Source organism: Kitasatospora sp. NPDC059088 (genome assembly GCF_042738155.1).
Lineage (GTDB): Bacteria > Actinomycetota > Actinomycetes > Streptomycetales > Streptomycetaceae > Kitasatospora.
In genome coordinates this window covers 19,765-31,909 of sequence record NZ_JBHYGR010000047.1, presented here as the reverse complement: position 1 = coordinate 31,909, position 12,145 = coordinate 19,765, and the positions used below count along the sequence as shown (strand labels likewise).

General features: G+C 73.3%; 14 protein-coding genes. 10 read left to right on the top strand and 4 right to left on the bottom strand.

All coding sequences use genetic code 11. From position 1 onward, the window contains the following. Nucleotides 1-2: 2 nt before the first annotated feature. Nucleotides 3-704: a PIG-L deacetylase family protein gene (locus ACFWXO_RS22000; RefSeq protein ID WP_380525465.1), complete on the bottom strand. Its 702-nt coding sequence runs from the start codon at nucleotides 702-704 to the stop codon at nucleotides 3-5. A gap of 312 nt (nucleotides 705-1,016) precedes the next feature. On the opposite strand from ACFWXO_RS22000, the gene ACFWXO_RS21995 reads away from it, so the two are divergent. From ACFWXO_RS21995 to ACFWXO_RS21980, 4 genes are all read left to right on the top strand, one after another. Beyond that, nucleotides 1,017-1,751, top strand: a complete 735-nt coding sequence (locus ACFWXO_RS21995) for an NUDIX domain-containing protein (protein WP_380525464.1) — start codon at nucleotides 1,017-1,019, stop codon at nucleotides 1,749-1,751. A gap of 243 nt (nucleotides 1,752-1,994) precedes the next feature. Further along, nucleotides 1,995-2,510: a hypothetical protein gene (locus ACFWXO_RS21990; RefSeq protein ID WP_380525463.1), complete on the top strand. Its 516-nt coding sequence runs from the start codon at nucleotides 1,995-1,997 to the stop codon at nucleotides 2,508-2,510. 522 nt (nucleotides 2,511-3,032) lie between these two features. Next, nucleotides 3,033-3,530 (top strand): hypothetical protein, encoded by a 498-nt coding sequence (locus ACFWXO_RS21985; protein WP_380525462.1) that lies wholly within the window; start codon nucleotides 3,033-3,035, stop codon nucleotides 3,528-3,530. Between the two features lie 179 nt (nucleotides 3,531-3,709). Then, the gene (locus tag ACFWXO_RS21980; RefSeq protein ID WP_380525461.1) at nucleotides 3,710-3,844 is read left to right on the top strand and encodes a hypothetical protein; all 135 of its coding nucleotides are present in this window, start codon (nucleotides 3,710-3,712) and stop codon (nucleotides 3,842-3,844) included. Nucleotides 3,845-4,405: 561 nt separating this feature from the next. Here ACFWXO_RS21980 and ACFWXO_RS21975 read toward each other — a convergent pair. The 3 genes from ACFWXO_RS21975 to ACFWXO_RS21965 form a co-directional block, all read right to left on the bottom strand. Further along, on the bottom strand, nucleotides 4,406-5,287 hold the full coding sequence (locus ACFWXO_RS21975) for a glycosyltransferase family 2 protein (protein ID WP_380525460.1): 882 nt from the start codon (nucleotides 5,285-5,287) through the stop codon (nucleotides 4,406-4,408). Nucleotides 5,288-5,445: 158 nt separating this feature from the next. Beyond that, nucleotides 5,446-6,264 carry a phosphotransferase family protein gene (locus tag ACFWXO_RS21970; RefSeq protein ID WP_380525459.1) on the bottom strand — a complete coding sequence of 273 codons (819 nt, stop codon included), beginning with the start codon at nucleotides 6,262-6,264 and terminating at the stop codon, nucleotides 5,446-5,448. Nucleotides 6,265-6,334: 70 nt separating this feature from the next. Next, nucleotides 6,335-7,678, bottom strand: a complete 1,344-nt coding sequence (locus ACFWXO_RS21965) for an XRE family transcriptional regulator (RefSeq protein ID WP_380525458.1) — start codon at nucleotides 7,676-7,678, stop codon at nucleotides 6,335-6,337. 268 nt (nucleotides 7,679-7,946) lie between these two features. On the opposite strand from ACFWXO_RS21965, the gene ACFWXO_RS21960 reads away from it, so the two are divergent. Genes ACFWXO_RS21960 through ACFWXO_RS21935 form a run of 6 tightly spaced genes read left to right on the top strand, consistent with a single transcriptional unit; the run spans nucleotide 7,947 to nucleotide 12,122 of the window. Next, the gene (locus ACFWXO_RS21960; RefSeq protein ID WP_380525457.1) at nucleotides 7,947-8,501 is read left to right on the top strand and encodes a hypothetical protein; all 555 of its coding nucleotides are present in this window, start codon (nucleotides 7,947-7,949) and stop codon (nucleotides 8,499-8,501) included. Further along, on the top strand, nucleotides 8,498-9,025 hold the full coding sequence (locus ACFWXO_RS21955) for a deoxycytidine deaminase (RefSeq protein ID WP_380525456.1): 528 nt from the start codon (nucleotides 8,498-8,500) through the stop codon (nucleotides 9,023-9,025). The genes ACFWXO_RS21960 and ACFWXO_RS21955 overlap by 4 nt, the downstream gene beginning before the upstream one ends. 32 nt (nucleotides 9,026-9,057) lie before the next feature. Then, nucleotides 9,058-9,603 carry a dCTP deaminase gene (locus ACFWXO_RS21950; protein ID WP_380525455.1) on the top strand — a complete coding sequence of 182 codons (546 nt, stop codon included), beginning with the start codon at nucleotides 9,058-9,060 and terminating at the stop codon, nucleotides 9,601-9,603. Further along, the gene (locus ACFWXO_RS21945; protein ID WP_380525454.1) at nucleotides 9,600-10,064 is read left to right on the top strand and encodes a hypothetical protein; all 465 of its coding nucleotides are present in this window, start codon (nucleotides 9,600-9,602) and stop codon (nucleotides 10,062-10,064) included. Before ACFWXO_RS21950 ends, ACFWXO_RS21945 begins: the two co-directional genes overlap by 4 nt. A 42-nt stretch (nucleotides 10,065-10,106) precedes the next feature. After that, the gene (locus ACFWXO_RS21940; RefSeq protein WP_380525453.1) at nucleotides 10,107-11,006 is read left to right on the top strand and encodes a class I SAM-dependent methyltransferase; all 900 of its coding nucleotides are present in this window, start codon (nucleotides 10,107-10,109) and stop codon (nucleotides 11,004-11,006) included. A gap of 33 nt (nucleotides 11,007-11,039) precedes the next feature. Next, nucleotides 11,040-12,122 (top strand): NAD-dependent epimerase/dehydratase family protein, encoded by a 1,083-nt coding sequence (locus tag ACFWXO_RS21935; protein ID WP_380525452.1) that lies wholly within the window; start codon nucleotides 11,040-11,042, stop codon nucleotides 12,120-12,122. Nucleotides 12,123-12,145: the final 23 nt, after the last annotated feature.

Here is a 12,145-nt window from a genome sequence, read left to right as displayed (position 1 = left end):
GTTCAGCGGGCCGGCGGGTCCAGCAGGAGCAGGGACGGCGCGAGTTCTTCGAAGTAGCGCCTGCGGTCGGCCCGGGCGGGTAGGAGGGACCAGTTCGGTCCGGTGGCACGCCAGCGGGTGTAGTCCTCGGTGAGGTAGTGCCGGCCTGCCTGGGAGGCGTGGTTCTGCAGGGCCTTGACCTTGTCGTCGATGTAGGGGGTGATGTCGACGAGGACGGTGGTGGTGAAGCCGTGGTGGGGGGCGTGCGGCTTGCCGTGCAGGATCGTGGTGCATGTCGGTACTCGGGCGGCGGCGTTCAGTGCGGCGCGGGCGACGGCCCGGTGGTCCTGGTGGTCGTTGCCGTCGTGGGGTGCGTGGGTGAGCAGCACGGTGCAGTGCAGGCGGGCGAGGGCCGTCTCGATGGCGGTGACGAGCGTGCGGTCGGCTTCCAGGGCGCCGTCCTCGAAGCCCAGGCACTCGACGGTGATGCGGGTGTCCTGGTAGCAGGCCCGTAGTTCTGCCAGCCGCTGGACGGTGGTCAGGGTGATTCCGGCGGCTTGGTCGGCGACGGACACGCCGTTGGCTCCGTGGGTGGCGACGATGACGGTGACGGTCGCGCCTGTGTCGCTCCAGGCGCGCAGCGTGCCGTAGAACATCAGCAGGTCGTCATCCGGATGGGCGACGACGGCCGCCACGCGGGCGCTGCCGGTCAGGGTGATCGACATGGTCACTTCCCTCTTGAGTCGCCGGAGGGCTCGTCGTGCCGGGCGGTGTACGGCTCTGGCGGCCGGGTGCCATCACACCGCCCGGTCCGGGTGGAGCGGGAGGGCCGACGCGGGGGCCGACGGACGGCGCGGGGGCCCACGCGGCGCCGGCCCGCCCCGGTGCCCGGCGAGGTGGTCCGGGGCGGTGGGGACCGGTGGGACGCAGGTCGCCGCACGAGGCGGGCCCGCCGCGGCGGGCGGGCAACCTAGCAGAGGGTGCGACGGTTGCGCAGACGATGCTGGGAGGGCCCCCCGGTCTGCCACGATGGCCGGGTGAGCAACGTTGAGTTCCTCGACGCCAGGACCCTGCGCCTGGAGCAGACGGCCGTTCCCCCGTTGTCGCCGGAGGAACTGGCGGCTATGGACCGCTTCTGGGACGAGGCGGTCGCCCGGCAGCCGGCGCTGTTCGACGGCCCGGCGGTGGCCTGCGTCGGAGTCGAGACACAGGCGGACGGCGCTCTGCTGCTGTCGTGGGCGGCGGCGACCTACCGCTACCGCGCGCTGCGCCGGGTCGAGGGCTGCTCCTGGTTCCCCGCTTCGATCTTCGTCACCGTGCTGCAGCCGGTGGAGGACGGCGGGCTGATCGTTGGCCGGAGCTCCGACCTCACCGCGTCTGCGGGACGGTGGGGGCTGCCCGGGGGTTCGGCGGAGCCGCCGGCCGACGGCGAGCGTCTCGACGTGGCGGCGTTGCGGCGGCACGCCGCGCGGGAGTTGCTGGAGGAGATCGGTGTCGGCTGCGATCCCGAGGACATGACGGCCTGGGGCGTGACCCGCGGCGAGCACGGCAACGTCGGCGTGCACTTCCTGGCGCCGAAGGTCCCGGCCGCCCTGGCGCTCAAGCACCACGAGGCGCTGGCGCACGAGGAGCGCGTCCGCGGTGTCGGTCCCGAGCTGGACCGGCTCGCGGTCGTGCGCAGCGTGCAGGACGTGAGCGACCTCGGGCACGCCGCGGACTTCCTGCCGCTGGTCGTCTCCCGCTACGTCGGCGGCGAACCCACCGGAGCCTGACCGCCCCGCCTCCCGGGCGGCCGGGTCCGGAAGCGCGTCGGCCCCGCCGTCGGTCCGTCGGCCCCCTCGTGAGCCCTGCCGCGGGCGGTGGCCGCCGGGCTGTGATGGTCACCGGTGCAGAACTGCTGCACCAGGACCTCACACCTGGGGGACTCCATGTCCGTACGCTCCCGAGGCCCTGCCGCTCCGCCGCCCGGTGCCCCGCGCCGCCCGGCCGGCGGAAGGTCGGCCAACCGGCCGCCGATGCCGCCGGACCTGCCCGATCTCGGTGCCGCCCTCGCCGCGCACGGCGTCCTCACCGGCCAGGGGCCGGGCGGTGAGGTGGCGCCGTGGATCGAGCAGGAAGCCCTCGCCCTGTGGCAGGCCGAGCGCGCCGCCGTCCCCGTGACCTCGCTGACCGCCCGCCGTCCGGATGTGGACCTGGTGGACGCCTACCGGATCCAGCGGGCCGGGGCCGCGCTGCGGATCGTCACCGGGCCCGCCGTACCCTTCCGCCCCGGCCTCCACCTGCCCGAACGCCTGCTGACCCTGCGCATCGGCGGCGCCCCGGCCGCCTCGGGGACGGGCCGCGAGGTCCTCGGCGACCCGCTCGCGGCCGTGGCGTGGCTGGCCCGGCGCCTGGCCGCGTTCGGCACCGGACTCAAGGCGGGCGACATCGTGCGGTCCGGCTCCGTGCACCAGGCCGTCCCGCTGCGCCCCGGCATGCTCGTCGAAGCCGGCTGCGCCGTCCTGCCTCCGGTGAGCGCCCGCGCCCTCTGAGCGCCGCCCCGCTCGGCACCGCCCGTCGGGGCGGCCGCCGTCCTGCACAGAGCACCCCTGACGGGAGGACTTCGCCATGAACCAACCGGGAGAGCGGCCCAGGGCCGCCGTCCCCGATCTTCGGCCCGGGCGACGGCGGGCCGCAACGAGGAGAATCCGGTGTGGAAGCAGCCCGCGGCAACCGGCTGGCGCCGCGCCACCCCGGTGCCGTCACCCGTGCGGGTGATGAGGTGGGGGTTCGCTGGCGGCGGCAGCCCGCGCTGTGGGGTAGTGGGCGGGTGCGTATCAGGAGGACGGCGACCGGCCGTCGGGGCCATCGTGCTCACCTTGCTGACGGCTTCGCCCGCCCCCGCCACCGAGCACCGCCGGTGCACGGTGCCCACCGGACGGCCGCGGTCGTGGACGCCGGGGTGCCGAGGCGTCAGGCGGCGCTGGTGCTGCTGGCCGACGCCGTCACCGGGGTGCCCGAGCATCTGCGTTCGGCCTCTCCCTCGCCTGACAGGACGAACGAAAGGCGCCCTCGTGGACGTCGCACTCACCGGCCGGCTCCTGGCCACCCTCTCGGTGCTGGCCGTCGCGTGCGGCGCGGCAGCCGCCCAGCCCGAAGGCCCCCGCGGCCAAGCCTTGGCCGACCTCCAACAGGCCGTCTACCAAGCCGGCCTCGGCCCCACCACCTGGCACGCGGACATGGTCGGGTCGAGCCCCGGCGACGCCGTGCTGACCGTCGAGGTGATCGGCAGCCTGGACGACGCCCGCCGCGACCTCGACCGGCGCTTCCCCGGCCAGACCCGGGTCGTGCGCGGCCACATCACCTCCGACCTCGTCTACCGGCGCGACCACGACTACCAGCTCGAAGGCGAACTCCAGGCCCTCCGGCAGCCCGGCTTCCAGGTCTTCCACACCGACCTCGCACCCGACGGCCGTACCACCGTCGGCGTCGTCGGCGACCTCGCCGCCGCCCGCGCCTTCATCGACGCCCACTACCCCGGCCGCGTCACCGTCCACGGCAACACCCGCTGACCGCGCCGACCGGCTACGCTCCCCGGGAAGGCCGCACGCGGCCCGCCACCCCGGGCACCAGCCGGACCCCGACGGCCGGTACGGCACCGCGACGGCAGCCACAGCGGACCGTCCCGAGCACGAAGGCGTCGCGGACGGCCACCAACCGCAGCGGCGCAATCCGCTCCTTCGCCCGGGAGATGTCCAAGGTCTACGGGTGTTTCCTGAACTCCGAGTACTACCACGACCGGCGCCACTGGGTGATCCGCTGGGACGACGGACCCACCGAGGCCACCATGAAGAAGGCCATCGAGCGGCAGCTGCCTGATCAATAGCACGTCGTCCACACCGACCGGGATCTCTGCGCGGAGGCGGCCGTCCTCGGCGCGATCCGCCTCTACGCCCCCGGGGAGTCCGCCCGCTGGCGAAGCGTCGACACCTGGACCACCGCCCACCGCCTCCAGGATGTCGCCGACCCGCTGCGGACGGCGAGCGCCCGGGTCTGGCGATGGTCGAACGGGTCCTGGAGGAGTCCGAGCAGGACAACCGGTGGGGACGCCACCGGGCCGTCTACGCCGCGCTGGAGCTGCTACATGAACGGCGGGGCAACAGCTGGCTCCTCGCACCCCCCGCCAACGACCGTCAGCCGTCGGCAGAGACCCCTCGACGGCCGCGCTCGCGCTGTCCCCGAACGAGCTGCTGACCGCCCGCTACGCCCGCGGCGAGCATGGCACGCCCGGGCCGAGCCCATGCCCGTCGCGGAGGTGGCGCCGACGGGTCCTGGAGCGTCGTCGGCCAGGCCCTGGGCGGGATCACTAAGCAGTCCGCCGCGAAGACGTACCAGGTGCTCACCGACCCTGAGGTGGCCCGTGCAGACCGGGTAGTCGGCCCCTGCCTCATACGATGGGCGGCCGTCCCGCTCGGGTCAGACGCCACACGGTTCGCCAGCTCATCGGCCGACGGTCGCCGTGGCCGCCTCGCAGGCCTTCGGCCAGGCCGCGGAACCACACGCCCAGGTTCCCGGAGGACCGAAAGCGCCAGGTGCTGAGGAGCACCCAGGTGGTCAGGTAGACCGGGATGAGTGGGATCGGCAGGAGGCGGTAGGCGACCCAGACCCGGTTTCGCGCGACCATCCGGTAGTAGGGCTTGTGGCGGGCGGGGTTGGTGGCCGGGTGGTGGACCTGGAGATCGGCCGCGTACCAGCCGGTCCGGCCCAGGTCCCACAGGTGCCAGGACAGGTCGATTCCTTCGTGGAAGAGGAAGAAGTGCCCTGGCCAGCCGCCCACGGCTTCGAAGTCGGACCGGCGGACGAGGACGATGCCCTCGGCCATCACGGTGACCGCCCCCGGCCGGGCCGCGTCCTTGGATCGCAGGCGCGGGACCCATCGGCCGAGCGTGGTGTTGCTGGCGGGATCGACGATCCGCGGCTGGACGTAGGCGGCGTCGGGGTGGCGGTCGAACTCGGCCGCGAGTCGCGCCACGGTGTCGTGGTCCGGTAGCACCGCATCGTTGTCGAAGAAGAGGATGAACTCGCCTGCGTGGATGCCCCCCAAGGCCTCGGCACCGACGTTGCGACCGCCGGGGATGCCCAGGTTCTCGGGCAGCGACACGGCTTTCACGCCGGCGGGCACGTAGTCGGGCTCGCACCCGTTGCCGACGATCACCACGCGAAGGTCCACGCCGTGCTGGGCCAGCAGCGACGACATGGCGATCTCCAGCTCGGCGGACCTGTCGTTCATGGTCAGCAGCACCGCATCGACGGTCGGCTTGGTGATCATGCCTGCTCCGGAACCTCGTGACACTGGGCACCGCCACGATAGTCGAGCGTGGGGATGTGCCTCCAACTCCCGCGATCCACTTGCCTGTTCGATGGGGCGCCGCCCTTTGCTGGGCGCGCCGCGGCGCCCGGCCGTGCCGGGTGTTGAGGCCGGTGCGGTCAGGCGAGCCGGTCGAGGACGCGTACGGCTTGGCGCAGGTGTGTTCCGGGCGGGTTGCGGTGTGCGGCGTCCTGCCCGGGCAGCAGCATCAGCAGCCAGATCAGGGCGAGCAGGCGGCGGAACTGGGTGAGCCGGGCCTGCTGTTCCGGCCGGAGGTGGAGGAGTCCCGGCAGGGCCTCGGTGCCGCTGTCGATGTCGACCCAGGCGGACGGGTGCTCCAGGAGCTCGGCCAGTTCGAAGGCGGGGTCGGCCGTGCCGCTGTCCTCGAAGTCGACCACGTGGACCGTGCCCGTGTCCTGGTCCCACAGGTAGTTGGCGAGGTTGCCGTCGGCGGTGCCGAGGACGAGGTCGTGTCGGGGTGGTGTGGGCAGGGCGAAGCCGTCCAGCCACCGGCGGCCGGCTGCCAGGGCCCGCTGGACGTCTCGGTCCTCCGCGCCCGGTCCCCCGGCTGTCATGGCCCGCAGCCGTGCGAGGGCTCCGGGGGCGTCCCATGCTGCGGGTTGCAGCCGTGCCAGCTCGTCGTGGGGGACGGCGCTGTGCAGGGTGGTGATCGCCTCCGCGAGGGCGTGGAGCTGGTCGGCGGTCAGAACGGACCCGCGCAGGGGATGCCCTGGCAGGCGGCTCATGACGATGGAGGGTGTGGCGCCGCCGAGGTCGGCGGTGAGGGGCGCCGGTGCCAGGCCGGGGGCGAAGTCGCTCAGCAGGCGTAGCGCCCGCCATTCCCGGTCTGGTTCGTCCCGTTTGCAGTTCCGGTAGGTCTTGGTGACCGATTCCTCGTGGAGCTCGACGGCGTGAGTGGTGGCGCGCAGGACGTTCACGTGGTCGGCTCTTCCGGGCTCGGTCAGTCGCCGGCGCCGGTTCGGCGTCGGCCTGGTGCCGAGTGTGCCATCAGCCGCGCAGGTCTGCGATGCGCTCCCGTAGGGCGTGGACTGCGGGGACGGCGCTGTGCAGGCGCATGTCGCGGGCGAGGTCGCGCAGGGGTTCGGTGGTGCGGTGGGAGCTGATCTCGTCGGTGATGTCGAGGGCCTGGTTCGCGGTGGCGCACGCCTGTTCCAGGTGGCCCTGTTGCCGTTGGGCGTCGGCTTGGCGCACGAGGTAGACCGAGCGGGTGCGCTGCGCATCGCCTTCGAAGGCGAGGGCGGAGGCGGCGAAGGTGGCCTCCGCCTCGGCGGGGCGACCCATGGTGAGTTGGGTGGAGGCCCGAGCGCCCTGCAGTTCGTGCAGGTCGAACCAGTAGGCCCATGGAGGTTCGTCCTCGTCCGCACCCTGCTGCGCGGCCTCGGCCAGGAGCGCTTCGGCCAGGTCGAGGTCCTCCCAGCAGTTGTCGTCGCCCAGATGGGATCGGGCGCGGGCGCGGCGGGAGCGGACGAGCGCCTGTACACGGGGGGCGGCTTTGCCGTGGACCGAGGCCATGGCGGTGGAGGCCATGGCCTCGGCGTCGACCCGGCGGTCGCAGTTGTAGGCGGCCGCGGCCCAGAAGGTCAGGATGTGGGCCCCGAGGTCGCGGTCGCCCGCGGCGTGGGCGCACCGGAGCGCGGTGGTGAACGTGTAGTCGTCGCAGCGGCCGTGGACGTCGAAGCCGGCCCAGGCTCTGATGCGGGACAGGTCCGCCGCGGCGGCGTAGAGGCGCTGGCCGTGGGCGAGGGTGTGGCTGCGGTTGCTGAGGAGCTCGACCACCATCCGTAGGGCGACACCGGCGTCGGTGACGAGGGTGCCGCCGCCGTCCTCGTCGTCGGTGCGTCGCAGTTCGCGGACGCGCCGCTCGATGGCGGCCACCCCGCTCTCTCCGACGCGGCGTCCGGCAAGGATCTGTTCGGCGGCCGCGGGGTCGGCGGTGAGCCACTGCAGGAGCGCCGCCGTGACGGCGGCGGAGCTGGTGATGAAGGTGCGGCGGTGCATGTCGTCCTCTTTCCCGATGGTCTCGGTGAGCGCGCACAGGGCCCCGCCGGCCGTCCACGGGAAGACGGGCGGCTCCTGGAGCGGGTCGGCGTCCAGCCAGGCCGGCCAGGGCCTGCGGTCGACGAGGGCCGGGTCGATCCCGAACAGGCGGGCCAGAACCCGCTGGGTCTCGGGATCGGGCGTGCGGCCCTCCTCCCACCGCAGGACGCCGTCCGGGCCGGTCCACCGCTGCGTGCCGAGCTCACCACTGAGGGTGCGGACCTGTCTGGCCAGGTCGGGACGTTCCAGGTTGCGCACCCGTCGTGCTCGGACCAGAGGGTGTTCCTGCTGCACATCGCCTCCTGTGTGATGAGACGTCAGAACGCACGCACACCTGCGACGGTAGCGGCCTCGGCGCCGGTTCGAAAGGGCTGCGAGCAGTGCTCGGTCAGTGCTCGCTCCCGCACGGACGGGGCACCGCCTTTCGCCCTTTCGCCGGTGGTGCGGGCGGGTGCAGGGTGGTGGTCGCACCGAGCGTCCCGGGGAGCCGATCCCGGTCGATCCGCTCGTGCTCCACCGCCCGCCAGGCCATGGCCTGGTTCCCCCTTCCCGGAGGTCCCGTATGCGACTGGCTCTCCACGGTCTCCCCGGCGCCGGCAAGAGCACGTTCAGCCGGCTGCTGGCCGAGGAGTTCGCCCTGGCCGGCACGCCCTGCCTTGTGCTGAGGCTCGCGGAGCCGCTCTACCAGCTCCAGGCACTCGTCCACCGCGTCGCAGGCCGGCCGATGGCCGACCCCGCCGTCCAGGACGGCGCGCTGCTCAACGACCTGGCCGCTCACCTGCGCCGGATCAACCCGGACTCGCTGACCGGCGACTTCGCCCACCGGGTCGAACAGGCCCGCCAGCGGCACCCCGGCGCGGTGCTCCTGTGCGACGACATGCGCGCCGCGGACACCGCAGCCCTCGTGGCCCTGGACTTCCGGCTGGTGCACGTCACCGCGCCCGACGCCCTGCGCCGGGAGCGCAAGGCGCGGCGCGGGGACCTGAGCGCCGGACGTGAGGACCACCCCAGTGAGGCCCCGGTCACCGTGTCGAGCGAGCACGAGGTCCGCAACGGCGCCGGCCTGGAGGAGCTGCGCGGGGCCGCGCGCCTGCTGGTGGGGCAGGTGGCCGGGTGATCCTCACCGGGCCGGAGATCGTGCGGCGGCGGGCCTTGGGGGAGATCACCCTGGAGCCGTTCGAGCCCCGCTTCGTCAACCCCTGCTCCTACAACTACCGGCTCGCTCCCGTGCTGCGCGTACACGAGAGCGCGGTGGTGGACGTCGAGGGCGCGCACGCGTTGAGCGAGTTCACGATCCCCGAGGAGGGGATCGTGCTGGAGCCCGGCCGGCTCTACCTCGGGACGACCGTCGAGGAGATCGGTGCGGCCGCGTTGGTGCCGTGCCTGATCGGGCGCTCGTCGCTGGGCCGGCTCGGGGTGTGGGTCCAGCTCGCCGCCGACCTGGGCAACACCGGCGCCCGCCACCACTGGACCCTGGAAATCGTGTGCGCGCAGCCCATCCGGATCTACGCGGACATGGTGATCGGCCAGGTGTCCTTCTGGACCACGGCCGGCCAGTACATGCCCTACAACGGCCACTTCGGCCGCCTCGACCAGGCCACCGCCCCGCCGCCTGGCCTGCTCTCTCCCCTCGCCGTCTGAACGGCCGCCATCCACCGACGGGAGGCATTCCCATGTCGATCCTCACCGGGCCCGAGATCGTCCGGGTCCGCGAGTCGGGCGTGGTCGTCCTCGACCCGTTCCATCCCCGCCACGTCAACCCGAACAGCTACAACCTGACGCTGGGTCCGACCCTGCGCACCTACACCGCCCCGGTGCTGGACGTGCGTCAGGAGAACGAGACCGTCGAGTTCGCGATCCCCCAGGAGGGGATCGTGCTTGAACCGGGCCGCATCTACCTCGGGTCCAGCGTCGAGGTGCTCGGCAGCGACCGGTGCGCGCCGATCGTCAAGGCCCGCTCCGGCATCGCCCGCCTCGGCCTGTTCGTTCACGTCACCGCCGACCTCATCGACATCGGCTCGATGGGCCAGACCACCTTCCAGCTGTACGCCGTCCAGCCGGTGCGCCTGTACGCCGGCACGGTGCTGGCCCAGGTGACCTTCTGGGAGTCGGTCGGCGAGATCCTGCCGTACAACGGCAAGTACATGCACTCGCGCGGCCCCCAGCCCTCCCAGATCCACCGCGACCACCACGGGCCGACCTTGACGGCGGCGCGGTGACGGGCCGGGTCCCGGACCCCGCCGGCCGGTGCGTCGACGCCACCGCCGCCCGCCTGGTGGCCGCCGCGTTCGCCGCCATCCGCGACGTCTACGTGCCCGAGCGCCACCAGATCGCCGCCGCGGTCCTGACCGGCGACGACCGCGTGCACCTGGGCGTGCACCTGGACGCCATGGTCGGCCGCGCCGCGGCGTGCGCCGAGTCCGGCGCCCTGTCCGCCGCCCGCCTGGCCACCAGCGCGCCGCCGGTCGCGATCGCCGCGGTGCGCTACCCCAAGCCCACCGAGCCCGCCCTGGCCCGGATCGTGCCGCCGTGCGGGCTCTGCCGCGAACTGCTGATCGACCACGGCGGACCCGATCTGCAGGTCGTCGTCGACGCCGACGGCCAGGGCCGGCTGGTGGCCGCCTCCGGCCTGCTGGTCCACAAGTACGTCGGCACCAAGTGGACCCGCACCACCCCCTGACCCCACCGCTGATGTGCCTCAACCCGATCGAGAGGGCTCCCCGTGGACTTCCGTACCCCCGGCGTCGACGCACTCGCCGCGCGCGTCATCCCCGACCAGCACTTCGTGCTCTCCGCCGACGACGCGCGCGACGTCTACTTCGCCGACACCCGCATGCTGGACGCCAAGCAGCTCGCCCACAACCGCTACCGCACCAACCCCCGCTCCCTGACCGACCACCTGATCGAGGCCCTGTGCCTGCGCGGCACCGAAGAACTCCTCGACCTCGGCTGCGGCAACGGCTTCGTCCTGGAGCACATCCGCCCCCACCTGGCCTCGGGCCACATCGTCGGCCTCGACATCGCCCCCGGGGTCCTGGACGCCGCCCGCCACCGCCTGGCCGGCGTCGCCACCCCCTGCGACTGGCTGGAGGGCAGCGCGGACGACCTCTCCGCCTTCGCCGACAGCAGCTTCGACCGGGTCACGGCCATCTACATGGCCCACTACGTGCCCGACCTGCCGCGCTGCTTCACCGAGGTGCGGCGCGTGCTGCGCCCCGGCGGCCGGTTCCTGCTGTGCACCGACCGCCCGGACTCCATGGTCGAGATGTGGGACGTCCACTACACGGCGATGCGCGAGATGAACGCCCCCGAGCACCTCTTCCGCGCGACGCCCAAGGCCCGCATCTCCTTGACCAACGGCGCCGAGCAGCTGGCCCCGCACTTCACGTCGGTGGAAACACGCACGTGGCAGGACCAGCTGCAGTTCGCCGACCCCGAGCCGTTCCTGGCCTTCTACCGCGGTCAGAACCACTGCTGCGCCAGCTCCAAGCCCGGCCAGGACCTGCCGGCCGAGTTCTTCACCGAGCTGGAGGAACGGGTGCGCGGCAAGGTCCAGGCCGCCATCGACGAGGACGGCTACTTCGCCCTGACCAAGTACACCGGTGCCTTCATCTGCTCCTGACCGCTCACCCCTGCCCCGAAGGAGGACCCTTCCATGACCGACCCCACCGACCTCGCCGCACTGGCCGGCGCCCGCGTCCTGATCACCGGCGGCGCGGGGCTGATCGGCACCGCCCTGCGGAGCACCCTCGCCCGGGCCGGCGCCACCGTGCGGCTCCTGGACAACCTCAGCGCCTACGAGAGCGCCACCCTGGCCCTGCTCGGCACCGGCCCCCTGGACCCCGACCTCACCGTGGGCGACAGCGCCGACGGGGATCTGGTGCGCGCCCTGGTCGCCGACGCCGACTACGTCGTCCACGCCGCCGCCCACTCCACCGTCCAGGGCTGCGCCAACGATCCGGCCACCGCCTTCCGCTCCAACCTCGCGGCCACCGACACCGTGCTGCGCGCCGTCGCGGACACCCCCCAGGTGCGCCGCCTGGTGCTGCTGTCCACCGCGCAGGTCTACGGCAACGGCGACCCCGGGGCCGACCCCGGCCGGCCCCGGGTGTTCACCGAGGACGCCCCGGTGCGCCCCCTCAACCTGTACGCCAGCGCCAAGACCTGGGCCGAGTTCCACACCCGCCAGCTGCTCGCCCCGGCCGGACGCGAGTTCACCGTGCTGCGGCCGTTCAGCGTCTACGGACCCGGCCAGGTCCCCAAGCCCGGCGCCCCGTCATGGGTGATCGCCCAGTTCAGCATGTACGCCGCCCTTGGACAGCAGCTGCCGCTCAACAACGGCGGCCGCCAGGTGCGCGACTTCCTCTACCTGGACGACGCCGCCCACGGCATCGCCCACTCCCTGTTGGCCCCCGGCGCGGCCGGCCAGACCCTCAATCTCGGCACCGGCGTCACGACCTCGGTGCGCCAGGTCGCCGAGCTGGTGTGCTGGCACTACCCGGCGGCCGAGATCGTCGACACCCCTCGCCCGGCCCAGGACCCGCTCGGCGCCCGCGCCGACACCACACGCATGTGCCAGGCGCTGAGCTGGCGGCCCGCCGTGAGCGTCGACCAGGGCCTGACCCGCTACGTGGACTGGATCAAGCGCACCCCGGAGGCGATCCCCCACTGGCTGCGCGCCGAGACCACCGAAGGCCGCATCGCCGCCTGGAACCCCGCCGCGCCCGCCCGCGCCTGACCCGCCGTTCACCCGCCCACCCC